Genomic DNA, 24,699 nt, shown 5'->3' on the forward strand with positions numbered 1-24,699 from the left:
CGGGCGCAGGAGTGGGGGATCGGTAGCCTCGTGGGGTGCGTAGCTTTCTCAGTGCCCTGATGACGCTCGTCGCGATGGCTGCGACCGTGCTCGCGGTCCCCGCTCTCTGGCTCGATCTGCGCATCGTCGACCAGGACGGATTCGTCTCCACCGTGGCGCCGATGGCCGAGGACCAGAAGGTGAAGGACTACCTCGCCGACGAGATAGCCGCCCAGGCCACGGCCCGGACCGATCTCCCGATCGCGGGTGCACTGGTGCGTCCACTGGCCGGCAGATACACCGACAGCGAGCAGTTCCGGCTCGACTTCGCCGACGTCGTCGGTCAGCAGCACGCCTGGCTGTTCACCGAACCCGCCCCGGGCGAGGACACCTCCGTCATGCAGCTCGACATCACCGCGATGATCAACCGGGCGCTCAACCTGACCGGTACCCCGAACGAGATCTCGGGACCGGTCGTCGTCGAATTGACCAATGGTGCATCGGGTCTCGAGGCCGGTAGATATGCCGAGGTGGGGAAGCAGATCACCTTCCTCGCCCGGGTGGCGGCAGCGGCGGCGGTCATCGCCGGGCTCATCGCTCTGTTGCTGGCCAGACGGCGCAGCACCGTGTTCGCCTGGCTCGGCCTCGGGGCCGTCGCGGCCGGGGTCGCCAGCTGGGCCATCGGAATGTTCTTCGCCGACCGCGCCAAGCATGAGGTCTCCGGTGCCGAATCGTCGGGTCGGCAGGTCGCGGAACTGATCATCGACGGCGCCTACTCCGACCTCACCCACGTCGCGCTCATCGTCGGCGGTGTGGGGGTTGCGATGTTCGTCGTCGGACTCCTGGGCCGGGTGATCTTCGCCGGCCGGCGCTGAGCGAGTCGCTCCCTGAGGTGCGAGCGAAGCGATCGTCCAGCGCTCCCTGAGGTGCGAGCGAAGCGAGCCACGAAGGGCTCAGTGCCCGGCGAACGCCTCGGCGAGCCACCAGGATCCGCCGTCATTCGTGATCTTGGCGTCGATGACCAGCGGACCGGACGGTTCGGGTGATTCGAGTGATGCGACCCAGCGTCGTACGTCGTCGAGGTCGTCGAACCCGGTGACCGTCACACCGGTGGCGCCATGGCCGCGGGCGATGGCGGCGATGTCGACCTCGGGAAACGTCACCGTGGTCATGTCGGCGTCGCCGAAGTGGTGTACTTCGGCGCCGTAGGCGGAGTCGTTGTAGACGATCACCACGAGTGGGAGTGCCAGGCGCACAGCGGTTTCCAGTTCGGAGATCGCCATCAGGAAGCCGCCGTCGCCGGTTCCGAGAACCGGGAGCCGACCGGGCTGGGCGATCGCCGCGCCGATCGCGGTGCCCAACCCGAGGCCGATCGACTGGAATGCCTGGGTGAAGCAGAAGCCGAACTCGTCGGGAACCGAGAGGTGCGTCGACGGGTAGCCCATGAAGTTGCCCGAATCGATCGAGAGAATCCGATCGATGGGCAGGATCTCGTCCACCGCGATGGTCAGGGAGCGCGGGTCGATCCGTCCCTCGACGGGTTCGGCGGTGACCGGTACGTCCTGCCACCGCGCGGACCTGGCGATCCGCCCGGCGACCTCGGGGGTGCGGTATCCGCTGTGCGTCAGCGGATCACCGGAAAGGGCGACGAGCACATCGGCAGCCGTGGCGGCACAATCTCCCACCACGCCGATGTCGACGGGACGGTGCGCACCGATCGCCTCGACCTCGACGTCGACCTGGGCCACGACGGTCTGATCGCCGATGAGGCGGCCGTGACGCATCGTCCACATGTTGAGCGCGCAACCCCACCCGACGATGAGGTCGGCGTCGGAGATGAGTTCGGCGACCGTCGGCGACGAGAAACCGCCGGAGATGCCCAGCGCGAACGGATTTCCGGCGAAGAGCCCGTTGGCGACGGCTGAGGTCGCGAGCAGCGCGCCGCCGGCCTCGGCGAGCGCGGTGATCTGCGGTCCGGCCTCGCGGCCGCCCCGACCCGCGACGAAGACCGGTCGACGGGACGCGCGGATGGCCGCGGCGAGGGTCTCGACCGACGTGGTGTCGGGCCGGACCCGCGGCGTCGCAACCGATGCGACGACCGGCCCGGTGATCTCGGCAGGAGCCGCGGCCACGTCGATCGCGACGTTCAGGACGACGGTCCGGCGCTGGGTCACCGCGGTGCGGTAGGCGCGGGTCACGTCGGCGACCACCGTGTCCGGTCCGTGGACGCGGTCGCTGACCGCGCCGACGCTCGTCGCCAGTGCGTCCTGGTCGATCCGGAAGTTCGACCGCAGCGCAGCCGCCGGGGCGTCGGCGGTCAGGACGATCATCGGGGTGCGACTCTTGGCCGCCTCGCCGATGCCGGTGACCGCGTTCGTCAGTCCGCAGCCCTGGTGCACGGTCAGCACACCCACCCGGCCCGACATACGCGAGTAGGCGTCGGCCATGGATGCCGCACCGCCTTCGTGACGAGCCGCGGTGAACCCGACCCCACCGGCGCGCAACGCATTCGTCATCACGAAGTTGCCGCTGCCGACGACCCCGAAGGCGTGACCGACGCCCAGGTCGGCGAGAACCCGGCCCACGACGTCGGCGACCGTGGGGCCGTACGTTGCTGCAGTGCCGGTCACACCGATCAGCTCTCGACGATCGCCAGGACCCGCGACGGGCTACCGGTACCACCGACGATCGGGAGCGGGCTGACGACGATCACGGCGCCGGTCGCCGGCAGCGAACCGAGGTTGCGGAGCGAGGTCAGGCCGTACTTGTCGTTGCCGAGGAAGTGGTAGTGGACGGGGAAGGCCGGATCGAAACCACCCGCGAGACCGGCGTCGACGCCGACGGTCTCGACGCCGAGCCCGGCGATCTGCCGCTGCGTGGCCAGCCACTGCGCGCACTCGACCGAGACGCCGGGGGTGTGCGAGCCGGTCTCGTCGACGTTGAGGAACTCGGCCTCCGATCCGCCGCGCGACTCCCAACCGGTGCGCAGCAGGAGCCAGGCGCCCGGCAGCAGCTCGCCGTGATCGGCCTCCCACGCCTCGACGTCGGCGACCTCGAGCAGGTAGTCGGGGTTGTCGGCGACCTGGGCGGTCAAGTCGAGGACCGCGGTCGGCCCGATCAGCCGCTGCACCGGGATCTGGGAGACGTCGTCACCGTCGCGACCACTGATCCAGTGGATCGGCGCGTCGAGGTGGGTGCCGATGTGCTCCCCGGTGTGGATGTTGTTGTGCCGCCAGTACGGTCCGGGTTCGTTGTAGGCGCTGACCTCTTCGAGACTGAAGTCGATCAGGTTCACGAACGGGGCCGGCAACCGCAGGGCCGGAGTCGAACTCGACAGCGGGGTGGTCAGGTCGATCACCTGCAGGGATCCGTCGGCGAGGCCGGTGAGGAAACCAGAGAGTGCGGTGGCGCTCACTTGCGGGCGCCCCGCCAGTTCATACCCCAGCCGTATGCCTCGTCGATCTTGTCCTGAGCACCGCGGATGTAACGCACCTCGCGGTTGATCACCAGTTCGCCGCCGCGGTTCTCGAGCAGCGCGATCGCGCAGGAGATCGCGGACTGGTCGGCCTCGTCGAGACGGACCTCGATCTCCGGGCCACTGGCCGGGGACAACGTGACGACGCCGTTGGCGCTCGCCCAGTTGGGGGTGCCCTCGTAGATGTAGGCGAAGATCAGGATTCGACGGATCCGGTTGGTGGCGGAGAGGTCGATGTACATGTTCTCGCCGCCGGCGCCGCGCCGGTCGTCACCGTCCAGGCGGATGATCGGTTGTCCGTCGCGGGGTGCCTGGAATGAGTTGCCGAGGGCCTGGACGATTCCCTTGCTTCCGTCGGTGAACTCCCACAGGCAGGCGAGGTCGAGGTCGATGCCCTTGGCCTTGCGGAACAGGCCGCCGCCGGAGGAGTTCGCGGTCCAGCTGAGGTTGACGCGGACCTGACCGGTGGTCGCGCCCTGCTTGCTCAGGGAGATACTCGGCGCCGACTTGGTCAGGGTGATCTTGGAGAGCGACACCGGCTGGGCGGGCGGCTGCTGACCATAGGCGGGGGTCGGAGCCGGTGCCTGCTGGCCGTAGCCCGGTGCGGGCGGAGTCGATGGGGGCTGCGCAGGCGGTTGCGGCGGTTGGGCTTTCGGGCGCTTGGTGTAGTCGATCCCCATCTCGTTCCTCATCTCGTCGTGCTGACATCGTCGTCGGTGCCGGCGATCTGCTGCCCAGGGTAGTGGAGAGTCGACGGCGTCAGCAGCCGCGTGCAGGAGCCTGGGCCCGGGCGCTCCGGCCGAATGTCGAGGCGATGACCAGCGTGCCCTCCGCTGTCCGGCCGTCCGGCGTCGGTGCGGACGGGTGTGGTGTGCCTCCCGGCGTCGGTGAGAGAGTTCTGGAACGAACCGGCGGGTGGTCGTGCGCTTGTCGCACCTCATGCATCAGGACTCGGGAGCCAGCTTCCGCCACAGGAACTCGAAGGCGAGTGCGGTCTTGAATGCGGCCTGCTTGTTGTCCGCGGCACCGCCGTGACCGCCCTCGATGTTCTCGTAGTACATCACCTCGTGGCCCGTCTCCTCCAGCCGCGCAACCAGTTTGCGGGCGTGGCCGGGATGGACGCGGTCGTCCCGGGTGGACGTCGTCACGAGGATCGGCGGGTACGAGGCATCCGCATCGATGTTCTGATAAGGCGAGAACGGCTGCATGAACTCCCACTGCTCGGGATCGTCGGGGTCGCCGTACTCGGCAACCCATGACGCGCCTGCGAGCAACAGGTGGTAGCGCTTCATGTCGATCAGCGGGACCTGGCACACCAACGCGCCGAAGAGCTCCGGGTAGCGGGTGAGCATGACGCCCATGAGGAGTCCACCGTTGGAACCCCCCTGTGCGCCGAGCTGTTCCGGGGTGGTGAGTCCGCTGTCGACGAGAGCCCCGGCGACGGCGGCGAAATCCTCGTACACCAGGTGGCGTCCGGCCTTCTGGGCCTGCGTGTGCCACGAGGGTCCGTACTCGCCGCCGCCGCGGATGTTCGCGATCACGTAGGTGCCACCGCGTTCGATCCAGTTCTTGCCGGAGATCGACAGGTAGTTCGGGGTGAGCGAGTTCTCGAAACCGCCGTAGCCGTACAGCAAGGTGGGGCCGGTGGTCACGTCCCGGCGGCGGATCACGAAGTAAGGGATCTGGGTCCCGTCCTCCGATGTCGCGAAATACTGTTCGGCGATCACCGATTCGGAGTCGAAGAACGTCGGGCTGCGCTTGATGACCCGAGGACTGGTGCCGTCGCTGTGCAGCAGACTCGGCGGATCGGTGAACGAGGCCGCCATCCAGAACACCTCGTCGCTCTCGTCGGGATCGGTGTCGAGAACCGACACGGTGGCGAGGTCCGGGAGGCCCGGGAAGTCGACGACCTCCCAGCTGCCGAGCTCGCGCACCTCGACCCGGGTGTGCACATCGTGCAACGTCACGATGATGAGATGTGAACGCGTGTAGGCATAGTCGACGAGGCTCGTGTGCGCGTCCGGGATGAACAGCACCGCGGCCTCGCGGCCGCCGGCACGGTAGTCGTCGTAGTCGAACGCGAGCAGGGTGCCCGGCGCGTGGGTCGTACCGGCGACCTCCCATTCCGACCTCGTCATCACCAGCAGCCAGTTCATCCGCACCCCGGCGTGAGCGTCGGTCGGGACGTCGACCAGTTCCGGTTCGCCGTCGCGCAGTTCGAACAACAGGGAGTTGAAGAAGTCCGTCGAACGCGAGACGAAGTGCCGCTCGAACCCGGGAGTGTCGTCGTAGGTCGCGTGCACCGACACGTCGCTCTTCTCGCCGGCGAAGACCGTGATGGCGTCCTCGAGCGGCGCACCCCGCGACCAGCGCTTGGCCACGCGGGGATAGCCGGAGTCGGTCAGCGAGCCCACACCGTCCGGCTGTTCCCCGAAATCTGTTCCCACGTAGACGGTGTCGCGGTCGATCCAGCGCACATTCGACTTGTTCTCCGGCAACGTGAAGCCATCGGTGATCCACTGCCGCGACGGGATGTCGAACTCGCGGATCACGCTGGCGTCGGCACCACCCCGGGACAGCGACACCAGCGCGCGCTCGTACTCGGGCCGGAGCACCGTCGCGCCCGACCACACCCAGTTCTCGTCCTCGGTGCGAGCGAGTTCGTCGATGTCGAGAATGATCTCCCATTCGGGCGCGTCGGTCACGTAGGACTCCAGCGTCGTCCGTCGCCAGAGCCCGCGAGGATTCGCCGCATCGCGCCAGAAGTTGTAGAGGAACTCGCCGCGACGCCGGACGAACGGGATGCGGTCGTCCGTGTCGAGGATCGCCAGGGCCGACGCCTCCATGTCGCGGAAGCGGTTCGACGACGAGAGCGTCTCTACGGTGGGTTCGTTGTGGGAGCGCACCCACGTCAACGCCTCGTCGCCGGTGACGTCCTCGAGCCAGAGGTAGGGATCGTCGATGCTGGTGGAGATGGCGTCGGCCTGCTCGGTCATGGCGTCAAACTTACGCGGGCCGGGTGCCGGTCGCGGGTGTTGCGGGGCCCGCCCGCGGTACGTCTGTGCCTCGCTCGGCCGAAATCGTGCCGATGAACTGGGGAATCGCGACCTGGCGACGCACCACGCGGTATCTTCTCTGCGCGAGGATGAGGAGATCCGCATGCCCACTTTCGATTCGGCCCCCGTCCGGCGCCATGGCCGTGTTCGCGGCCGCTTCTCAGGCAGTTTCCCGCGACGACATGCTCCCCGATGGGGGCGGGTGCCGTTGGCGGTCTGTTCGGCGCTCTCGGTGGTGGCCCTCGTCGCCGCGTGTGACAGCGGGTCCTCCGGTACCGGCTCCCCGCCGACCGAACCGTCGGGGTCGTCGGCGTTGGTGAACCCGAACGCCGTCGTCGCGAGGCCGTTGCCGGCCGACGCGGTGGACAAGGCCGTCGGGCAGCTCGACGGGCTCGTCGAGTCGCTGATGTCGTCGACCGGATTGCCGGGTCTGGCGGTGGCGGTGGTGTCGGGCGGTGAGACCAAGTATGCGAAGGGATTCGGGGTCAAGGACGTGACCACGGGGCAGAAGGTCGATCCCGACACCGTCTTTCAGCTCGCGTCGGTGTCCAAATCCGTCGGGTCGACGGTGGTCGGCGCGGCGGTCACCGACAAGACCGTGGCCTGGGACATGCCCATCGTCGACGGGCTGCCCTGGTTCGCGCTCTCCGATCCGTACGTCACCCGCACGGTGACCGTCGGGGACATGTACTCGCACCGATCCGGACTGCCGGACCACGCCGGCGACAAACTCGAGGACATGGGTTATTCGCGGACCGAGGTTCTCCAGCGGCTCCGCTTCATGCCTCTCGACCCGTTCCGGATCAGCTACGCCTACACCAACTTCGGTGTGACCACCGGCGGTGAGGCGGTTGCCGCGAAGGCGGGCAAGGACTGGCCGACGCTGTCGCAGGATCTCATCTACGGACCACTGGGCATGACCAGCACCAGTTCCCGCTACGCGGATTTCGAGAAGCGGACCGACCGTGCCGTCGGGCACATCAAGATCGACGGCAAGTGGGCCAAGACCACCATCCCTCGTGACCCGGACGCCCAGACACCGGCCGGTGGGGTCAGCTCGACGGTCAACGACATGGCCACCTGGCTGAAGATGGTTCTGGCGCAGGGCAAGCACGACGGCGCGGAGATCGTCGCCCCGGACGCACTGCTGCCCGCGGTGTCGCCGCAGGTCGTGTCGAGTCCGCCGGCGAACCCGGACACGCGTGCCGGCTTCTACGGCTACGGCTTCAACGTGGGCGTGACGGCCGACGCCCGCACCCAGTTCAGCCACGCCGGCGCGTTCGCGTCCGGTGCAGGCACCGTGTTCGCGATGCTGCCATCTGCGGACACGGCGATCGTCGTGCTGTCCAACGCCGCACCCATCGGCGCGGTGGACGCGCTGGCCGCCGAGTTCATGGACCTCGTGCAGTTCGGCGAGATCCGCAGCGACTGGCGCGAGCTCTATGCCAAGGTCTATGCGCCCCTCAGCGTGCCGAACGGCGAGCTCGTCGGAGAGCAGCGTCCGGCGAATACCACGCCGTCACAGCCGATGCCGACGTTCGTGGGCACCTACGCGAACGCTGTGTACGGACCGGCCGAGGTCGTCGAACGGGACGGCAAGCTGTTCCTCGAAATGGGTCCGGGCGGCGTCCGCAAGCACGAACTCGCCCATTGGGACCGCAACACCTTCACCTTCACCCTGCACGACGAGAACGCCGAGATCGGCACGATCTCGCAGGTGACCTTCGACGGTCCGAAGATGACGGTCGAGTACTACGACGACGAGGAGAGCGACGGGGTCTTCCTGCGGAGGTGAGACGGGTTCGACCGTGCAACAGCTGTCGCGGATCGGTTCGACCGGCGACACGATCTGCGACAGCTGCCGTGAGCGTCAGCTCGTCGGCGATGCGGTGGCGAGCGGGTCGGGAACCTCGCCCGTGCGGATCGGGCACCGCGTGTGCGAGTAGATCGTCGGCATGCAGAGGTTGCAGTGGATGCACCGCGACTTCGTCGACGGGTCCGCGGCGATCCGCAGCGGCAGATCGGGTTCTCGCAGGACCGCGCGGCCCATCGCCATGAACTCGAAGCCCTCGGCCATCGCCATGTCCATCGACGCCCGGTCGGTGATGCCGCCGAGCAGGATCATGGGCAGGTCGACCGCCTTGCGCAGCTCGCGGGCGAGCGGCAGCAGATAGCCGTCGTGGTATTGGTAGCGCTTGAGGAAGACCGGTGCGAAAGTCTTGAGCCCGTATTTCATTGCGCCGGAGAAGGCGTCGGCGAACTCCTTGCGCGGGGCGTCCCCGTGGAACAGGTACATCGGGTTGAGCAGCGAGCTGCCCGCGGTGGGTTCGATGGCGTCGAGATGGCCGTCGGACTCCAGCAGCTGCGCCACCTGACATGCCTCGTCGACGTTGAAGCTGCTCAGCTTGGCGCGCCCCTTCGCCCGTGCCTCCGGAGACCGCTCGATGTCGGGCTTGCCCACGCCGTCGTAGGTGTTGAGCTTCACCCAGATCGCGGCCTCGTTCCCGACCTCCTCACGCACGCTCTCGACGACCTCGCGGGCGATGCGTGCGCGGTTGACCAGGCTCCCGCCGTAGCCGTCGCGACGATGGTTGAGCAGGGGAGACAGGAAGCTGGAGATGAGATAGTTGTGCCCGCAGTGGATCTCGAGCCCGTCGAAGCCGGAGTCGACGGCGATGCGGGCGGCCCGCCGGAACTTGATCCGCAACTCGGCGATGTCCTCGACAGATGCCTTGTGGGTCAACGACATCCCCATCGGTGCGGGGATGCGGCCCGGACCCCACGCCTTCGCGCGGTTGGACACCGAGTTGGCCACCGCGCCGGCATGGCCGAGCTGGGCGGCGGCGAGTGCGCCCTCGGAGTGGATGGCGTCGGTCAGCTTGCGCAGACCGGGCATCGCCTCGGGACGCATCCAGATCTGGTGACGGTCGGTGCGACCTTCCGGCGAGACGGCGCAGTAGGCGACGGTGCTCATCGAGACACCGCCGGCCGCGACCTCGCGGTGGAACTCGATCAGTTCGTCGGTGACGAGGGCGTCGGGCGTCATGCCCTCGAAGGTGGCGCATTTGATCAGTCGGTTCCGCAGGGTGAGCGGGCCGAGCTGCGCTGGGCTGAACGGTCCGGCGTCGGGGCTGTCCACGTCGGTTCCTCTCAATCGGTGTCGGTTTGGGTGGGCTGGCTTTCTGCTCCCTGAGGAAGCCCGGAGCTTGCGGAGGGCTGTCACGAAGGGGGCGCCGACAGCCCCGCGGTGACGAACTCCGCGAGGGCGGCGACGGCTTTGGCGTCGAGCGGCTCGGTGCTGCCGAAGCGCAGGAGGATCAGCTGGAAGGCGAGTGCCCAGCGTCGGCGTGCCGCGCCGGCGGGCAGTCCGGGGATGGCGTCCAGCAGGATGTCGGCGAACGGATCGAGGCCGAACCACCGGGCGGTCCAGCCGACCGTCGGGTGGTTGAGGACGAACCGTGACAGCAGCCGCAGGTGCAGGTGACCGGTCGGATCGCCTTGGAGCTCGACGAACGGTGCGAGCAGCACGTCGACGACGTGACGCACCGAGTCGGTCTCGGGATCGATCGACGCCAGGGCGTCGGCCCAGCACGGCGCCAGCCGGGATTCGAGCAGGGCGATCGTCAGGTCGTCCTTGGTTCCGAAGTGGTAGTGCACGGCCGCCGGGTTGGCGTCGGCGGCGGCGCAGATCGCGCGGACGGACACCTTGTCGTAGCCGTCGGCCAGGAAGAGCCGTTCGGCGACGGCGAGCAGGGTCTCGCGGGTACCGGCCGATCCGGCCCCGGGTGCCGCCGCATCGGTGGTCTGGGTCACAGTGGGATGAAACCACAGATCAAACAGCGTTTCAAACAGTGATTGAACCCGTCGCGGTGTTACCGGCGAGTAGTGGGGACGGACTGCGACGGACCATCGACGGGACGTAGGGTGGCAGGCGTGGCTGAACACTTTCAAACAGTTGTATTGGGTGCAGGTCCAGGTGGGTACGTAGCCGCGATCCGGGCGGCTCAGCTGGGCATGAAAACCGCCGTCATCGAGGAGAAGTACTGGGGCGGTGTGTGTCTCAACGTCGGATGTATCCCGTCCAAGGCGTTGCTCCGTAATGCCGAACTCGCGCACATCTTCAATCACCAGGCCAAGACCTTCGGCATGAGTGGCGACGTGTCCTTCGACTTCGGCGCGGCGTTCGACCGCAGCCGCAAGGTCTCGGACGGCATCGTCAAAGGCGTCCACTACCTGATGAAGAAGAACAAGATCACCGAGATCGACGGTTATGGCGTGTTCACCGATGCCAAGACCATCAAGGTCGGCGATCGGGAGATCACCTTCGACAACGTCATCATCGACACCGGCTCGACCGTGAAGCTGCTTCCGGGCGTCGAACTGTCGGAGAACGTGGTCACCTACGAGACCCAGATCCTCACCCGTGAGCTGCCCGAGTCCATCGTCATCGTCGGCGCGGGTGCGATCGGCATGGAGTTCGGCTACGTGCTCGCCAACTACGGTGTCGACGTCACCATCGTCGAGTTCCTCGACCGCGTCCTGCCCAACGAGGACGCCGACTCGTCGAAGGCCGTCGCCAAGGAATACAAGAAGCTCGGCGTCAAGCTGCTGACCTCCACCAAGGTGCAGTCGGTCACCGACAACGGCGACAGCGTCACCGTCACCTACAAGGACGCGAAGGACAAGGACGGCGAGCTGACCGTCGACAAGGTCCTCATGTCCGTCGGCTTCGCCCCGCGCGTCGAGGGTTTCGGTCTGGAGAAGACCGGCGTCGAGCTCACCGACCGCGGCGCCATCGCGATCGACGACTACATGCGCACCAACGTCGACGGCATCTATGCCATCGGTGACGTCACCGCCAAGCTGCAGCTCGCCCACGTCGCCGAGGCGCAGGGCGTCGTCGCCGCCGAGACCATCGCCGGTGCCGAGACGATGACCCTGGGTGACTACCGTTTCCTCCCGCGAGCCACCTTCTGCCAGCCGCAGGTCGCCTCCTTCGGACTCACCGAGGCGCAGGCCGAGGACGAGGGGTACAACGTGAAGGCCACCACGTTCCCGTTCACCGCCAACGGAAAGGCACAGGGGCTCGGCGAGACCACCGGCTTCGCGAAGCTGGTCACCAACGCCGACACCGACGAACTTCTCGGCGGACACCTGGTGGGCGACGGCGTTTCCGAACTTCTCCCCGAGCTGACGCTGGCCCACAAGTGGGATCTCACCGCCAAGGAGCTCGCACGCAACGTGCACACGCATCCGACGATGTCAGAGGCGCTGCAGGAGACGTTCCACGGCGCGATCGGGCACATGATCAATCTGTGAGCCGCGCGTCGGGTTGGTCGGCCACGGCGCGATCGGGCACATGATCTACCACTGGCCACCGACAACGGCTGCTGCCGGTCCCATCCCGAAAGGGGCGGGCCGGCAGCAGCCGTTGTGGTCTGTGCTGTGGGCGAGGATCGGGCGGGTGACTATTCCCCGGTCCGAGCCCCGCTGTTCTGGGTCTCGCTGTTCTGCGTCTCCGCGGCCTTCTCGAGCTCCTCGAGGATCTGCAACGACAGGAAGGTCATCGGCCCGTCGTCCTCGAACTTGTCACTGACGTTGCCGGCGAGTCCGCCCTCGACTGCCAGGCGGCCGCACAGGTCGAGCTTGAGTTGCGGCGAACCCTCGCTGAAGTCCAGATCGGCGAGGTCGACCCACACGATGTTCGGGCGGGTGGTCGATTCGTAGACGAAACGCTTGTTCGTCAGATCCGTGACCGTCTGCCAGATGGTCTGCGACGCATCCGGTTTGCCCGGGTCCGGGATGCGGAAGGGTTGCGCGGCGTTACGGATGACGCTGAAGATCGCGGCGATGGCCTCGAGCTGGGTGTCCGGCTGGGCGAGACGTTCGACGTAGTACGACGCGCCGGCGAATCGATCGGCGGCGAGGGTGGAACCCGGCAGGGGTTTGTCGCCGCCGAGTCCACGGATCTCCTTGACCAGCTCGAGCTGCTTGTCGAAGGTCGGTGAATTGGTCATCACGCGGTAGGAGGGATCGTGGTAGACCTTCGGATGGCCGTCGATGTACTCGATGATCGCCGAGTCGCCGGTGGCGTCGTCGAGCGCCAGGTGGATGGTGGGCGGGGTGCCGCCGGTCGGGTCGTCCATCTGCACCACCTGGACGTCGGTTTCCTCCACCCACGCGACGGCGTCGGCGACCGTGGCGAAGTTGTCGAGGAAGTACTGCAACCAGATGGCCTGGCTGAGCGCGGTGCGCGACCCGTCGTAGGTGCCATAGGTGGATTCGGCCACCCAGAGCACATGTCCCGCCAGACCGGCTTCGTTGAGCCCATCGACCGAGATGATATCGACCGAGATGATGTCGAAGGCCGCCGCGATCACACTGCCGTACTTCGACGTCCAGGTCAGCTCACCCTCGACGCCGTCGTCGCGCTTCACGCCGCGTGGTTGCTTCCACAGGTTGGTCATCAGATCCTTGTGGAAATCCATGTTCCGGCCGACCAGCACCGAACCGTTGGCGTCGGGCCAGATCACTCGTGTGCACATGCGTTGTCACTGCCTAACTCATCGCGATGGGGATCGGTCTCCGCACAGACGGAGTCCGTCGCCGGTGAGCATACTCATGAGGATCTCGAATGTTCTGCCGCACAGTGAAGTCGGCGCATTCTTGACGCTGGGTCGGCAGGCGCCGGCACCCCGGCGCGGACTGTTCCGGTCCGCCCGGGAAGGGATCGCGCACCGGCGGCGACCGGGCTTCCCCGATCACCCGATTGCAGCCGACTCGAGGGCGGCAATTTCGTGACACAACAAGCGGTTCGGGCGGCAAATTTGAGCAGGTGCGGATTGCTCTGACACCGATTGCGGAACGCCTGGACAGATCGGTACGGGACACAGAAGCGGATGACGTGGGAGTTCGCCGCGATTCCGGCGTCCACCATCGAATTCGCACGTTCCAAAAGGTCCGCGCAGGCCTCTCCGGGATCGAATTGCGAATGCCCGGGAAGATCGGAATTCACGGTATAACCAAACGTTATGAGCACAACCATCCTGCACAATGCTCGTCTGATCGACGGGACCGGAGCCGACCCGATCGCCGACGCGGTTGTCGTGATCGACGACGGCAAGATCACCTACGCCGGTGCGGCTGCTGGTGCCCCGCAGATCGACGAGTCGGCGAAGCCGGTGAAGGTGGATGTCGGGGGCAACACCGTCACTCCCGGATTCTTCGACTGCCATGTGCATCTCTCGCTGCCGGGCACCAAGGGCTCACCGATCTCCGCAGCGATGGTCCCGCCGTCGTACCGCTACTTCGAGCTCATCGACCGCCTCAAGACCACGATCGGCGCCGGTGTCACCACCGTGCGTGACCTCATGGGCGTCGACGTCGGCGTTCGGGACGCGGTCGCCCACGGTCTCGTCGCCGGTCCGCGACTCCTGGTCGCCGACAAGATGCTCAGCCAGACCGGTGGCCACGCCGACTTCCACATCGCGTCCGGCCTCGACGGCACCGGCCTGATCGGCGGTCTCCTCGTGGACACCGTCGACGAGGCGCGCCGCGAGGTCCGCAAGCTGTTGCGCAGCGGTGTCGACGTCGTCAAGGTCGCCTCCAGCGGCGGTGTCTCCTCTCCCAGCGACGACCCGGACTGGCTGGGTGCCCGCACCGAGATCGTCGCCGCCCTCGTCGAAGAGGCCCACAACTACGGCGGTCGCAAGGTCGCGGCTCACGCCATCGGACTCGCCGGGATCCAGGCCGCCGTCCAGGGTGGCGCGCATTCGATCGAACACGGCTACGCCCTCACCGACGAACTGCGCGCCGAGATGGTCGAGCGCGGTCAGTACCTGGTGCCCACCCTCATCGAGACCCTCAAGCCCGACACCGCGACCCCGCAGGCGGTCGCCAAATCCGAGAAGTGGCACAACCTGGCACACGAGTCCATCGCGGCGTCGATCGAGGCCGGCATCAAGGTCGCCGTGGGCACCGACGCCGGTCTGGTCCCCGACCACGGGGCGACCCTCGGCGAGCTCGGCTGCCTGGTGAAGTTCGGTGGCATGACCCCGATGCAGGCCATCGTCGCCGGCACCCGCACCTCCGCCGAGCTCTGCGACGTCGCCGACACCCTCGGCACCCTGGAGCCGGGCAAGCTCGCCGACGTGGTCGTCGTCAAGGGCGATCCGCTCGCCGCCATCGATTCGCTGGCCGACCACGACAACATCCTCCTGGTCCTCAAGGAGGGCAAGACCGCCTCCAACCGCGGCGGATACGCACTCTGATCGATCGCGGGGAGTGAACTCGTGGAAGCGCTGAATCGCTTCCTGTGACGCATCGACGAGAGCCGGTGACCAGTTCGGTCACCGGCTCTCGTCGTATCCCGGCACTCTTTTCACGGCCGGCGGTTCGGAATGGCCGATGAATTCTTCGCACACATATCCCGTCCTTTTCCGGAATTCGGCGAGAAACGGACCTAGGAAGTGCGGACTACGCTCGGAGCGGTGAGTGTCGTCGAACGTGTCCGCGAGTGGGAGTTGCCGTGGCCGCTCGACGTTCGGGGCACTGTCGGTCATCTTCGACGGGGAGCCGGTGACCCCACGTTCGTCTACGGCAGCGACGGGTCGATCTGGCGCGCTGTACAGACCCCCGACGGCCCGGGCACCGAGACCCTGCGAATCGACGGTTCCCGAGTGCTGGGACGTGCATGGGGTCCGGGAGCCGACTGGCTGCTCGAGCAGTTGCCGGACTTCCTCGGTGCCTCCGACGACCCGCAGGCGATGACCGTGCACGACGACGTGGTCGCCGGACTCGTCCGGCGGTCGGTGGGCCTGCGCATCGGCCGGACCGACCGGGTGTGGGAGGCGCTCGTACCGGCGATCCTCGAGCAGAAGGTGGTCGGCGCCGAGGCCTTCCGCGCGTGGCGATATCTGGTGCGCCGCTTCGGCGAACCGGCGCCCGGTCCGGTACCCGACACGATGCGTGTGCCGCCGCCGCGGGCCGCGTGGGCCGACATCCCGTCGTGGGAGTGGCACCGGAGCGGCATCGAACCGGTGCGCATGCGCACGATCCGCGGCGCGACCGTGATGGACGTGGAGCGCCACCACGACCGGCTCCGGCTCCTACGGGGCGTGGGGCGCTGGACCGAGGCGGAGACGCGTGCGCGTGCGGTCGGCGACACCGACGCGGTGTCGGTCGGTGACTATCACATCCCGACACTGGTGGGCATGACCCTCATCGGCGAACCGGTCGACGACGCGGGCATGCTCGAACTGCTGGAACCCTATGCCGGACAACGGCGTCGGATCATCCGGATGGTCGAGCTGCACGGCGTCCGCCGAGAGCGGCGCGGACCGCGGATGACGGTGCGCGACTACCGGTCCTTCTGACCCGGAGCGTCAGCGTGATGCATCCGAGGGTGACGAGGGTCAGCGCGATCGCGCCGCAGTAGAGGAGTCCTCCGGTGGGACCCCACGGCGGCATGAACGCGAGTTCCTGTCCGGTGCCGAAGGTTCCGTTGAGGAAGGGCATGTACTGCTGCAGCGTATAACCGTCGGGCACCAGGCTGATCGCGTTCTCGATGACGTACGCCCAACCTAGCAGTGCCCCAACGGTTCCCGCGGGGTGGCCGATGATCGCGGCGAGTCCGATGCCGATCCCGACCGCGAACACCGCGAAGACCGGCACCGCGATCAGGAAGCGGACCCCCTCCGCCGAACCGATGTCGACCCCGCTGTAGACCTTCGGGAAGAAGGTGGGCAGCATCGCCATGACCAGCGCGACCAGTGCCGCGCTACACAGGGCGGCGCCAGTGCCGTAGGCGATCCACCGGGAGACCAGACCGGTCCAGCGCCGCGGGTAGAGGTGGCGGGCGAGCTCTCCCAGCGCACCGCGCTCCGCGGTCGCCTGGGCGTAGGCGGCGACCACGGCCCAGATCATCACGGTGAAGGTGATGACCCAGTAGACCGAATTGGTCGTGGTGACCGAGGTGACCTGGATGCTGCCCGAGATCGACGCGAACCGTTCGGCGACGGTGGCGACGCCGAAAGTGATGACGAGGGGCAGAAGTACCGCTCCCGGGATCAGCCCGTAGAGCAGAATGCTGCGTGCACCGCCGACACGGGTGAGCTCGGCGCGGGTGCCGCGACGGATCTGGCCCACCACGGCCGCGAGTGTGGTGGTCATGGGGTGACTCCTGCGGATGTCAGGCCGGCCGCCGCGGCGAGGTATGCCTCCTCGAGATCCGCATGCCCACCGATGAATTCGGTCAGCGGCGCATCGGCGGTGACATGACCGGAATCCAGGACGACGACGCGGTCGGCGGTGCGGGCCACCTCGTCGAGGTGGTGAGAGGCGATGAGCAGGCGGCGGCCGTCGTCGGCGAGGTCCCGGAGAAGGCCTCGGAGCCAACGGATGCCGTCGATGTCGAGACCGTTGACCGGCTCGTCGAGGATGAGCGTCCGGGCGTCGCCCAGGAGCGCGGTCGCGATCCCGAGCCGCTGCCGCATGCCCAGGGAGTAGTCGACGACCCGGCGGTCGGCGACGTCGGAGAGTCCGACGAGGTCGAGGACCTCGGCCACCCGGCCGGTCGGGATCCCGCCGGCCCGGGCGAGCCAGGTCAGGTGGCGCCGGGCGGTGTGTCCGGGATGGGCGCCGTCGGTGCCCAGGTGCATACCGATCACCGTCGATGGTGTGGCGAGTTCGGCGAATCGCTTGCCGTCGAAGAGGATTCGTCCCGCAGAGGGCGGGATCACACCGCAGATGGTCCGCAGTAGCGTGGTCTTTCCGGTGCCGTTGCGGCCGAGCAGATAGACGAGCTCACCGTCGTCGACGTGAGTGGTGATCCCATCGAGAACGGCCTGCCCGCCCACTCGGACGGACAGGCCGTTGATGTCGAGCACGCCGATCAGCTGTTGCAGTAGATGTTCAGGCCGACGGTCTTGACGCCCTGGCACAGCGAGCTCGCCGCGAGCTTCCAGTTGCCGTCGAGCTTCTTGAACTCGATCGTCATGCGGATCGTGGGACGGCCGGCCGAGCCGCTGTTGAGCGTGGCGGTGACACTGTTGCCCTTCTGGACCAGGGGGCCGGTCACGTCGTTCCAGCCACGAGGCGCACGGAAGAGGCCGAGTGAGTACACGGTCTTCGGGACGATCACGGCGTTCATGCCGCCCTCGACGTTGGCTGCCTTGGCCTGATCCGACGCCGGCGTCTCGACCAGGAACTCGACGATGTCGTTGAGATCGGCGAGCGTGGGACGGTCGGCGGTGACCTTGAAGTTCGGCGGGAAGGTCTTGGCGGCCGAGGCGCCGCCGGTGGCCGATACGAGCCCGATGACGGCCACGAGCGTCGCGAGCGCGGCGATGGTCATCCTCCGGATGAGCTGCATGACGTGGTTCTCCTGTGTCCGGCGGTGGTCGTTCGCCAACGCCTTTGGAGTAACTTAATCCTCAAAATTGATTGAGGCAAGCCTTACCTATGTACGTGTCTCAGGGGAGGGCTGCGCCGCGTCGCACCGGGGCCAGTCGCAGCACGATCTCGCAGTTGCCGCCGGACGGATCCGGGGCGACGCTGACGGCATACTGCGAACTGAGTGCGGGGGAATTCGCGGCAAGTGCCTGCTCGATGACCCCGCGAGCGATTCCGCGGGCGACCTCGGGGTGCGTGCGGGCGATGTCCTGCAACGGGCACGAGCACAGTCGTAGTTCGTGGGAACCGAAGGCGCTCACCATGTTCGACACCTGGAAGCCCAGTTCGCCGAGGGTTTGGGCGGCGACGGTCACGGGGTCGGGCAGATCGGCGGCAGGCACGGGGTGCGCATGCTGTTCGGCCCAGAGGCGACCGGCCTCGGCGCCGGCGTGCTCGCGAGCCGCCGTCGTGCTGCCGAGCTGTCCGAGGAGATGGCCCAGCAGCGCGCCGGTGGGCGCCTGCCGGACCATCCGATAACCGACGCGGGGACGTCCGACGCCTGCGGTCGGGACCGTCGTGGTCTCGACCCGCCCCTCCTCGACAAGTTTGGCGAGGTGGAAGCGGGCCGTGGTGACATGCAGGTCGAGGCGTGCCGAGATCTCTCCGGCGACCATCGGCGCGGCCGATTCGGTGAGCAGGGCGATGATCTTGTCGCGCTGCTTGGTCGCCATGGGTTCCTCTCGATCTCGACGCGCACCGCGCGCGCCGACGCGGAGTTCAGTTCGCAGTCGGATTCTCCAACACCACCAGTGTGACCACTGCATCGGTCCGCGCTTCGAGGGCGTGCGGGATGTCGGCGTTCACGTGGATCGCGACGCCCGCCTCGAGGCGCGTCGTGTCGTCACCCACGGTGAAGTCGATCTCGCCGCTCTGACCGATGACCAGGATCGGCCGGCCCGCGCGATGGTCGGGCATCGTCTGCCCGGCGAGGAAGGACAGACGCACGACGTTGGCACCGTCGTTGCGAGAGAGCACCGAGAGGTCGGGACGGTCGCCGGCCTTGCCGGTGTTCTCGGCAAGGCCGGTGATCACGGTGGTGTCGCTCATGCCGCGACCTCCGGCTTCGCCGCGATGATCTCGATGGCAGCCAGATGCGACTTGTACTTGGTGAAGGTCGAACGCATCGCGAGCACGCGTTTGCGGGCGTCGGCGTCGCGGATGACGTTGCCGACGAACTTAAGTGCGCGGCCGAGGCCCTCGTCGGCGATCACGCGGCGCGGTTCCAGCAGCGCCATCTCGGCGAACTTGACGGTGGTGACCTCGAAGCCGGCGTCGGTCAGCAGCTTTCGCCACTCTGCCTCGGTGAGTGGTCGCGCGTTGACTTTGATCGACCGTGCCAGGGACTTGCGGATCTCGGTCTTGTCCTCGTCGGGAAGGGTGTCGGGATTGATCGCCAGCTCGTGGATCGCGTAGCGGCCGCCGGGGCGCAGCACGCGGAACGCCTCCCCGACGATCTCGGCCTTGTTGCGGTCGGACTGCATCGTCAGCATCGCCTCGCCGACGGCGACGTCGGTGCTCGCGTCGTCGAGTCCGGTGGCCGATGCGTCCCCGGCGACGACCCGACCGCGATCGCCGATGACATCCTTGGTGAGGACGACGGCATCCGGATCGTCGTCGACGCCGACGTAACTGCGTGGCGATCGCTCGAGGATCGACGTGGCGGTCTTGCCCAGGCCGGGGGCGATCTCGAGTACGTCGGCGCCGTTGATGCGGGCGTCGTCGAGCAGGCTCTCGGTGAGCTCCCGTCCACCGGGACGCAGCACTCGCTTGCCGAGCCGGGCGAGCAGCCAATGTCCCGGCATGTCCTCGGTCTTACGCCGCCCGAACGGCAGCTGATCGGCGGACGAAGTTTCGTTAGTCATACCTAACCTCCCTATTTCGAGGAGGACATTACTGTAAATCTCCTGCGGGCATAACCGGCCCCGGCTTCAGGCCCAGCACGTACTGTCCGTGGCCGGTGATGGTCTGCTCGACGTCCACCAGTCCGGCCGCACGCAGGCGGTCGGCGATGGTGTGCTCATCGAAGATGTGAAAGCCGGTCAGGGCGACGACCCGTTGAACCCCGGGAAGTGACGTCAGTTCGGTCGCCACGGACGTGAACACGACGATCTCGCCGCCCGGCCTGGTGACCCGTACCAGTTCGTCGACGACGCGGAGGGGATCGGGGATGAGATAGAGGGCGGCCAGGCAGGTGACGACGTCGAAGGTGTTGTCGCCGAACGGGATCGCGTGCGCATCGGCGCGGAGGAACGCGGCACGGTCGACGGCGTTGGTGCGGGCCGCCCGCGCGAGCATCGCTGCCGAGAAGTCGATTCCGATGCAGCGGCCGTCGCCGGTCAGGCCGTCGGCGATCACGCGTGTGTAATTGCCTGGGCCACAGGCAACGTCGAGGACGAGTCGGTCGCCGGGGCGGGACAGGTATGCGCGCAGTGCGCGGTCGTAGTCCTCGGTGGCGCGCCCACCGAGACTGAACAACCGGGTGAAGGTCGGTCGCCACAGGTTCTCGTAGATCTCGGCGAATGCGGCGTTGCGCATCAGGCGCTGGCTGATCGACTCCATCGCTTCGCCGATGTCAGGTATGACGATCGCGCTGGATGCGGAGCGTGTGGATCGTCGTGGCCAGGCTGTCGTACTGGCCGACGAGCAGCGTGAACTCGATCAGCTTGCGGTCGTCGAGGTGCCGCGACAGTGCGGCCCAGGCGATGTCGGAGACGTCCTTGTCGGCGACCAGCTCGTCGACGGCGCGCAGGATGGCCCGCTCGCGGTCGCCCCAACCGGCGTCCGGGCCCTCGAGGATGCGCTCGAACTCGACGTCACCGATGCCCGCCCGGCGCCCGAGTCTGCGGTGATGGTCGAGCTCGTACTCACAACCACGCAGATGTGCGACGCGGATGATGATCATCTCGGAGTCCTTGCGTGGCAACGTCCCGAACGGCATCAACCGGCCGCTGAAATGCAGCCAGCCGCGGAACAGGCCCTTCGCCCGGCCGAGCGTCGAGAAGATGTGCGCGTCGTCGACTCCGATGACGCGGGCGGCCCCGCGCGCGAAGACGAAATTGAAACCTCCGAGTTCTCGGAGACCACCCGGTGTGACTCGCGGTGCGCTCATGGGGCCACGGTAGACTACGTCCACTATGACGAACAGCACACGGACGTTCAGAAGTGTCGAAGAACTGAAGGCCGCGATCGGCGAAGACCTCGGGTCGGGCGAGTGGCTGGAGATCACCCAGGAGCGTATCGACGCGTTCGCCGACGCCACCGGTGACCACCAGTGGATTCACACCGATCCCGAGCGCGCCAAGTCGGGGCCGTTCGGCACCACGATCGCGCACGGGTATCTGACGGTCTCCCTGCTGCCGATGATCGCCGGCCAGATCTTCTCCGTCGAGGGTCCCAAGCTCGTCCTCAACTACGGCATGAACAAGCTGCGCTTTCCGAACCCGGTGAAGGTCGGCGCCCGCATCCGGTCCAACGCCGTCATCACCTCGATCGAGGAGACCCCCAAAGGCGTGAACATGGTCGTGACCAACACGGTCGAGATCGAGGGTGAGTCCAAGCCGGCCTGTGTCGCCGAGAACCTGCGCGTGCTCGTCTACTGATCCTCGTCTGTTCGATTCGGACTCTCGCGGCGCCCGGCCTCATCCGGCCGGGCGCCGCGGGCATTCGTCGACCGCCGGCCGTCCGGCGAGTCGCATGTTCAGCCACTCGAGCGCGACCGGGAATCCCAAGAGCGCGCCGGTGATGTGTTCGCCGAAGATCTCGCGGTATGCGGCGGTCGCCCCGTATCCAGCACTGCTGGCGGTAGAGCGCTCGGGCGCCCGCTGCGGGAATCCACCACTCGTGGGTTCCGTGGTAGATCAGCAAGGGGGCCAACGATTTACGGTCGGCCATCGCGGTGATCCGGTAGATGCGTTCGGCCACCGGCGAGTGGAACGGGTCCGGGTCGCGCGACAGCAACTGCATCGGCAGGAATGTCCCCCCTGCCAGGGCCTCGGGGATGACGCAGACGTTCTTCAGCGGTGACGTGGCCAGCCAACGCGCGGGCCGGTTGGCCATCGCCAGGATCTCGGTGCGTTCGCGTGCGATGCCGAAGGTCGCGGCGTGGAACAGCCCGGTGGCCAGGTTGGCGTTCATGCTGCCGACCAGCATCCGGAAGTCGGCGGGAACCCCACCGAGTGCGGCGCCGACGATCCGGTCGGACAGTTCGGGTGAGTACTCGCCGACCAGCTTCGACGCGCCGTGCGTCGCGATCGCCCCGCCCGAGTAGCCGGCCATCGCGATCCGGCTGTGCCGCAGGATGTCCGGGCGTAGCGTCAGACCCGCGCGGATCGCGTCGAGGACGACGTGCCCCGCCAGAACGGGCTCGGCGTAGGCCATCCGCGGCCCCTGATGGTCGGGGATGAGGACCGCGTGACCGTCGTACAAGGCGAGCTGAGTGGTCGGCGGGATCAGGTCGGTGGGGTTCGTCGCGATCGAGAAGCCATGTGCCAACGTGTATCCCGGTGTACAGGCGGCTCCGAGTGAGTCGATCGGCAGGTTGTTGACCAGCAGGGGCCGTGGCCCACGGACCGCTCGTGCCGGAATCAGCAGCGTTGCCGTACCGAAGATCGGGGCGCCGACCGCGTCGGTGGTGGCGAACTTGACGAGGGTCGCCGACCGCAACGGGATGGTGACCACCGGGCTCGCGGAGGCGGTGACGTCGCGGACCGCGATCACCTGGCCTGGTTCCAGTGCCGACAGATCGGGCGGCCACCGGTCGAAGAACGGGTCGCCGGTCGGTGACGGCAACAGCGCCTCACGTAATTCCAGTGTGCGGTGGTCGAATCCGGATGCGCGCGCTCGTGGTGGGACCTCGCGGAGGCGGGGGATCGGGGGAGGTGGCACGGCCGAGTCGACGGCCTCGGCGACCGGTGGCGGGACAGGCATCATGTTCGGCGGTTCGCCGGATGCTGACCCCGGGGCCACCGTCCGCCAGGCAGCCACGAGCCCCAGGGTGATGCACACGATCAGCGCGCGCCGGCTGGTCCGGTGTCGTAGGCGATTCGCCGGTGCCGCCATCGGGTGCCTCCGCAGCTCGCGAGTGTGTCGCCTCGCTGCGGTCGAGACTAGGACAAGCGACCAGATGTCGATGCCCGCCACCCGCATGGACATTTCTTCGATACTCAACCGTGATCGCGGCCAGGGGATTTCTGCCTGAATCTGTTTGTCCCCTGCCGAAGTCCCCGCGGGCGTTTAGCATGACGGAATTCGGACCGGAATGGCGAGTTGGGCTGACCATCGGGGGTGAGCTGACCCGGGATCGCCGGTGTGGCAGGAGTGTTGGCGATGCGCTCGAAGTTCAGGTGGCGATCACGGACGCTGTGTGTGGCGGCGGCCGTCGGCGTCGCGACCGTTGGCCTGCTCGGTGGCGTGTGGGGACCGGGGCTCGGCCCGGTGGCCCGGGCCGAGCCACCGAACCTGACCGCCGTACCGTCGGCCATCCCGGGCGAGATCGACGCGGTGGTGCCCGCCCCGCCGGTCAAGAAGCTCAACCGCATCCCGCAGCGGTCGAAGATCGAGGGCGGTTCCAAGGAACTGCAGGAACTGCGTGAGGCGGTCATGCCGTCGCCGGTGGGCGATCGCTTCTTCGATCACTGGCCCGCCGACCTCGCCGCACTCGAGCCCGGCGACCTGATCGCGACTAGAGACGTGACGCAGGTGGCCGGCTTCCTCGTCACCGTGCCGCTGCGGTCGGCCCGGCAGATCAAGTTCCGCACCACCGACGCCACCGGCGGCCCGCTGTTCGGCACGGCGACCCTGTTCGTCCCGCAGAAGGCGTGGAGGGGTCCGGGGCCGCGGCCGATCCTCGTCAACAACACACCGATCGTCGCGCTGGGGACGACCTGTACACCGGGTTACACGTTCTCCCACGGGTACAACAAGGACACCAACAACACCGACCTGTTCCCGCCGCTGACCCAGCTGGCGCTCGATCGTGGTTATGCGGTGATCGTGCCCGACCACACGGGCGCCCGGATGGCCTATGCCGAACCGTATGTCGGCGCGCATGTCGTCCTCGATTCCGTCCGTGCCGCGGCGAGACTCGATCCGATCGAGTTCGGTCGTGGCCCGATCGCCATGCACGGATACTCCGGTGGTGCGATCGCCACCAACGGGGCCGCGAAACTCGCCTCCACCTACGCCCCCGATCAGGCCGGACGCTTCGTCGGCGCGGCCATCGGCGGTGTTCCGGCGGATTACCGGGTCCTGGCCGGGGCGATGAACGCCAACCTCGCATCCGGGGTTTTCCACTCCGCGATGCTGGGTGTGGCGCGGGAGCGTCCGGAGATCCTGGGGATGTCGAACCATGTCGCACGGTGGCTCGCGACCTCCGGGCTGCGCGACCTCTGCACCGGCGAGATGGGCATCCTGGGTTTCTCCCATCTGCCGACGCAGCTGCTCTCGCTCGACCCCGACCCGTTCCATTCACCGGTCGCCGACCACATCTTCGACGTCACGTCGATGTCGGGGTACCGGGCGACCATGCCCCTGTTCATCTATCAGGGGACCTACGAATGGTGGCTTCCCGCGACCCAGGCGCGTGCCCTGTTCGCCGAGCAGTGCGAACTCGGTGCGACCGCGATCTACCGCGAGTATCCGGGTGAGCACATCACGACGGTGTTCGAGGCCTTTCCCGATGTGGCCACCTGGCTCGACCGTCGATTGCAGGGAATCCCCGCCACCAACGAGTGTCGCTGA

At 67.5% G+C, this 24,699-nt stretch carries 22 protein-coding genes and 1 pseudogene; 7 read left to right on the forward strand and 16 right to left on the reverse strand.

All coding sequences use genetic code 11. The annotated features are described in order from the left end of the window. Positions 1-59 precede the first annotated feature (59 nt). Positions 60-854, forward strand: coding sequence for a hypothetical protein (locus IHQ52_RS06030; RefSeq protein WP_238064271.1), 795 nt, complete (start codon positions 60-62; stop codon positions 852-854). A gap of 78 nt (positions 855-932) precedes the next feature. Here the strand turns inward: IHQ52_RS06030 and IHQ52_RS06035 are convergent, their stop codons facing one another. The 4 genes from IHQ52_RS06035 to IHQ52_RS06050 all read right to left on the reverse strand — a co-directional run bounded on the left by IHQ52_RS06035 (position 933) and on the right by IHQ52_RS06050 (position 6,450). Continuing rightward, positions 933-2,609 (reverse strand): thiamine pyrophosphate-binding protein, encoded by a 1,677-nt coding sequence (locus tag IHQ52_RS06035; protein ID WP_096272986.1) that lies wholly within the window; start codon positions 2,607-2,609, stop codon positions 933-935. 5 nt (positions 2,610-2,614) lie between these two features. Then, positions 2,615-3,394 carry a cyclase family protein gene (locus tag IHQ52_RS06040; protein WP_096272988.1) on the reverse strand — a complete coding sequence of 260 codons (780 nt, stop codon included), beginning with the start codon at positions 3,392-3,394 and terminating at the stop codon, positions 2,615-2,617. After that, positions 3,391-4,134 (reverse strand): TerD family protein, encoded by a 744-nt coding sequence (locus IHQ52_RS06045; protein WP_006436830.1) that lies wholly within the window; start codon positions 4,132-4,134, stop codon positions 3,391-3,393. Before IHQ52_RS06045 ends, IHQ52_RS06040 begins: the two co-directional genes overlap by 4 nt. Positions 4,135-4,398: 264 nt before the next feature. Further along, on the reverse strand, positions 4,399-6,450 hold the full coding sequence (locus tag IHQ52_RS06050; protein WP_096272990.1) for a prolyl oligopeptidase family serine peptidase: 2,052 nt from the start codon (positions 6,448-6,450) through the stop codon (positions 4,399-4,401). A gap of 262 nt (positions 6,451-6,712) precedes the next feature. On the opposite strand from IHQ52_RS06050, the gene IHQ52_RS06055 reads away from it, so the two are divergent. Next, entirely contained in the window at positions 6,713-8,305 is a 1,593-nt protein-coding gene (locus IHQ52_RS06055; RefSeq protein ID WP_096272992.1) for a serine hydrolase, read from the forward strand. A 75-nt stretch (positions 8,306-8,380) separates the two neighbouring features. Here the strand turns inward: IHQ52_RS06055 and IHQ52_RS06060 are convergent, their stop codons facing one another. Then, a complete protein-coding gene (locus tag IHQ52_RS06060; protein ID WP_096272994.1) occupies positions 8,381-9,649 on the reverse strand; it encodes an NADH:flavin oxidoreductase in 1,269 nt (422 codons plus the stop codon). A gap of 80 nt (positions 9,650-9,729) precedes the next feature. Next, complete coding sequence (locus IHQ52_RS06065; RefSeq protein WP_096272996.1) at positions 9,730-10,323, reverse strand: TetR/AcrR family transcriptional regulator; 594 nt, start codon at positions 10,321-10,323, stop codon at positions 9,730-9,732. 120 nt (positions 10,324-10,443) lie between these two features. On the opposite strand from IHQ52_RS06065, the gene lpdA reads away from it, so the two are divergent. Then, entirely contained in the window at positions 10,444-11,829 is a 1,386-nt protein-coding gene (lpdA, locus tag IHQ52_RS06070) for a dihydrolipoyl dehydrogenase (protein WP_006436825.1), read from the forward strand. 149 nt (positions 11,830-11,978) lie between these two features. Here the strand turns inward: lpdA and IHQ52_RS06075 are convergent, their stop codons facing one another. After that, the gene (locus IHQ52_RS06075; protein WP_096272998.1) at positions 11,979-13,055 is read right to left on the reverse strand and encodes a linear amide C-N hydrolase; all 1,077 of its coding nucleotides are present in this window, start codon (positions 13,053-13,055) and stop codon (positions 11,979-11,981) included. Between the two features lie 486 nt (positions 13,056-13,541). Between IHQ52_RS06075 and IHQ52_RS06080 the strand changes: the two genes are divergently transcribed. Both IHQ52_RS06080 and IHQ52_RS06085 read left to right on the forward strand, forming a co-directional pair. After that, positions 13,542-14,780 carry an amidohydrolase family protein gene (locus tag IHQ52_RS06080; protein WP_096273000.1) on the forward strand — a complete coding sequence of 413 codons (1,239 nt, stop codon included), beginning with the start codon at positions 13,542-13,544 and terminating at the stop codon, positions 14,778-14,780. Between the two features lie 219 nt (positions 14,781-14,999). Then, positions 15,000-15,884 carry a DNA-3-methyladenine glycosylase family protein gene (locus IHQ52_RS06085; protein ID WP_040004800.1) on the forward strand — a complete coding sequence of 295 codons (885 nt, stop codon included), beginning with the start codon at positions 15,000-15,002 and terminating at the stop codon, positions 15,882-15,884. Here the strand turns inward: IHQ52_RS06085 and IHQ52_RS06090 are convergent. From IHQ52_RS06090 to IHQ52_RS06125, 8 genes are all read right to left on the reverse strand, one after another. Continuing rightward, positions 15,802-16,680 carry an ABC transporter permease gene (locus IHQ52_RS06090; protein WP_096273002.1) on the reverse strand — a complete coding sequence of 293 codons (879 nt, stop codon included), beginning with the start codon at positions 16,678-16,680 and terminating at the stop codon, positions 15,802-15,804. The genes IHQ52_RS06085 and IHQ52_RS06090 overlap by 83 nt on opposite strands. Further along, positions 16,677-17,396 carry an ATP-binding cassette domain-containing protein gene (locus IHQ52_RS06095; RefSeq protein WP_096273004.1) on the reverse strand — a complete coding sequence of 240 codons (720 nt, stop codon included), beginning with the start codon at positions 17,394-17,396 and terminating at the stop codon, positions 16,677-16,679. Before IHQ52_RS06095 ends, IHQ52_RS06090 begins: the two co-directional genes overlap by 4 nt. Positions 17,397-17,401: 5 nt before the next feature. Continuing rightward, the gene (locus IHQ52_RS06100; protein WP_006436818.1) at positions 17,402-17,881 is read right to left on the reverse strand and encodes an MTB12 C-terminal domain-containing protein; all 480 of its coding nucleotides are present in this window, start codon (positions 17,879-17,881) and stop codon (positions 17,402-17,404) included. Between the two features lie 100 nt (positions 17,882-17,981). Further along, positions 17,982-18,632 (reverse strand): helix-turn-helix transcriptional regulator, encoded by a 651-nt coding sequence (locus IHQ52_RS06105; protein WP_096273006.1) that lies wholly within the window; start codon positions 18,630-18,632, stop codon positions 17,982-17,984. Between the two features lie 46 nt (positions 18,633-18,678). After that, positions 18,679-19,008 carry a cupin domain-containing protein gene (locus IHQ52_RS06110; RefSeq protein WP_006436816.1) on the reverse strand — a complete coding sequence of 110 codons (330 nt, stop codon included), beginning with the start codon at positions 19,006-19,008 and terminating at the stop codon, positions 18,679-18,681. Continuing rightward, positions 19,005-19,823, reverse strand: a complete 819-nt coding sequence (locus IHQ52_RS06115) for a class I SAM-dependent methyltransferase (RefSeq protein WP_024500221.1) — start codon at positions 19,821-19,823, stop codon at positions 19,005-19,007. Before IHQ52_RS06115 ends, IHQ52_RS06110 begins: the two co-directional genes overlap by 4 nt. A gap of 28 nt (positions 19,824-19,851) precedes the next feature. After that, a complete protein-coding gene (locus IHQ52_RS06120; protein ID WP_096273008.1) occupies positions 19,852-20,520 on the reverse strand; it encodes a class I SAM-dependent methyltransferase in 669 nt (222 codons plus the stop codon). Positions 20,521-20,533: 13 nt separating this feature from the next. Beyond that, positions 20,534-21,070, reverse strand: coding sequence for a carboxymuconolactone decarboxylase family protein (locus IHQ52_RS06125; protein ID WP_006436813.1), 537 nt, complete (start codon positions 21,068-21,070; stop codon positions 20,534-20,536). A 25-nt stretch (positions 21,071-21,095) separates the two neighbouring features. Here IHQ52_RS06125 and IHQ52_RS06130 point away from each other — a divergent pair, with 25 nt between their 5' ends. Continuing rightward, complete coding sequence (locus tag IHQ52_RS06130; RefSeq protein ID WP_006436812.1) at positions 21,096-21,560, forward strand: MaoC family dehydratase; 465 nt, start codon at positions 21,096-21,098, stop codon at positions 21,558-21,560. A gap of 39 nt (positions 21,561-21,599) precedes the next feature. Here the strand turns inward: IHQ52_RS06130 and IHQ52_RS06135 are convergent. Beyond that, positions 21,600-22,890, reverse strand: a pseudogene (locus tag IHQ52_RS06135) (lipase family protein). Positions 22,891-23,286: 396 nt separating this feature from the next. Here IHQ52_RS06135 and IHQ52_RS06140 point away from each other — a divergent pair. After that, a complete protein-coding gene (locus IHQ52_RS06140; protein ID WP_006436810.1) occupies positions 23,287-24,699 on the forward strand; it encodes a lipase family protein in 1,413 nt (470 codons plus the stop codon).

Origin of the sequence: Gordonia amicalis, from assembly GCF_022059885.1 — a bacterium.
GTDB classification, from domain to species: domain Bacteria; phylum Actinomycetota; class Actinomycetes; order Mycobacteriales; family Mycobacteriaceae; genus Gordonia; species Gordonia amicalis.

Bases quoted from the DNA above. Each gene is read 5' to 3' on its own strand.
- IHQ52_RS06030 (WP_238064271.1), top strand. From the start codon at position 60: ATGACGCTCGTCGCGATGGCTGCGACCGTGCTCGCGGTCCCCGCTCTC.
- IHQ52_RS06045 (WP_006436830.1), bottom strand. From the start codon at position 4,134: ATGGGGATCGACTACACCAAGCGCCCGAAAGCCCAACCGCCGCAACCG.
- IHQ52_RS06050 (WP_096272990.1), bottom strand. From the start codon at position 6,450: ATGACCGAGCAGGCCGACGCCATCTCCACCAGCATCGACGATCCCTAC.
- IHQ52_RS06075 (WP_096272998.1), bottom strand. From the start codon at position 13,055: ATGTGCACACGAGTGATCTGGCCCGACGCCAACGGTTCGGTGCTGGTC.
- IHQ52_RS06080 (WP_096273000.1), top strand. From the start codon at position 13,542: ATGAGCACAACCATCCTGCACAATGCTCGTCTGATCGACGGGACCGGA.
- IHQ52_RS06090 (WP_096273002.1), bottom strand. From the start codon at position 16,680: ATGACCACCACACTCGCGGCCGTGGTGGGCCAGATCCGTCGCGGCACC.
- IHQ52_RS06100 (WP_006436818.1), bottom strand. From the start codon at position 17,881: ATGCAGCTCATCCGGAGGATGACCATCGCCGCGCTCGCGACGCTCGTG.
- IHQ52_RS06105 (WP_096273006.1), bottom strand. From the start codon at position 18,632: ATGGCGACCAAGCAGCGCGACAAGATCATCGCCCTGCTCACCGAATCG.
- IHQ52_RS06110 (WP_006436816.1), bottom strand. From the start codon at position 19,008: ATGAGCGACACCACCGTGATCACCGGCCTTGCCGAGAACACCGGCAAG.
- IHQ52_RS06115 (WP_024500221.1), bottom strand. From the start codon at position 19,823: ATGACTAACGAAACTTCGTCCGCCGATCAGCTGCCGTTCGGGCGGCGT.
- IHQ52_RS06120 (WP_096273008.1), bottom strand. From the start codon at position 20,520: ATGGAGTCGATCAGCCAGCGCCTGATGCGCAACGCCGCATTCGCCGAG.
- IHQ52_RS06125 (WP_006436813.1), bottom strand. From the start codon at position 21,070: ATGAGCGCACCGCGAGTCACACCGGGTGGTCTCCGAGAACTCGGAGGT.
- IHQ52_RS06130 (WP_006436812.1), top strand. From the start codon at position 21,096: ATGACGAACAGCACACGGACGTTCAGAAGTGTCGAAGAACTGAAGGCC.
- IHQ52_RS06140 (WP_006436810.1), top strand. From the start codon at position 23,287: ATGCGCTCGAAGTTCAGGTGGCGATCACGGACGCTGTGTGTGGCGGCG.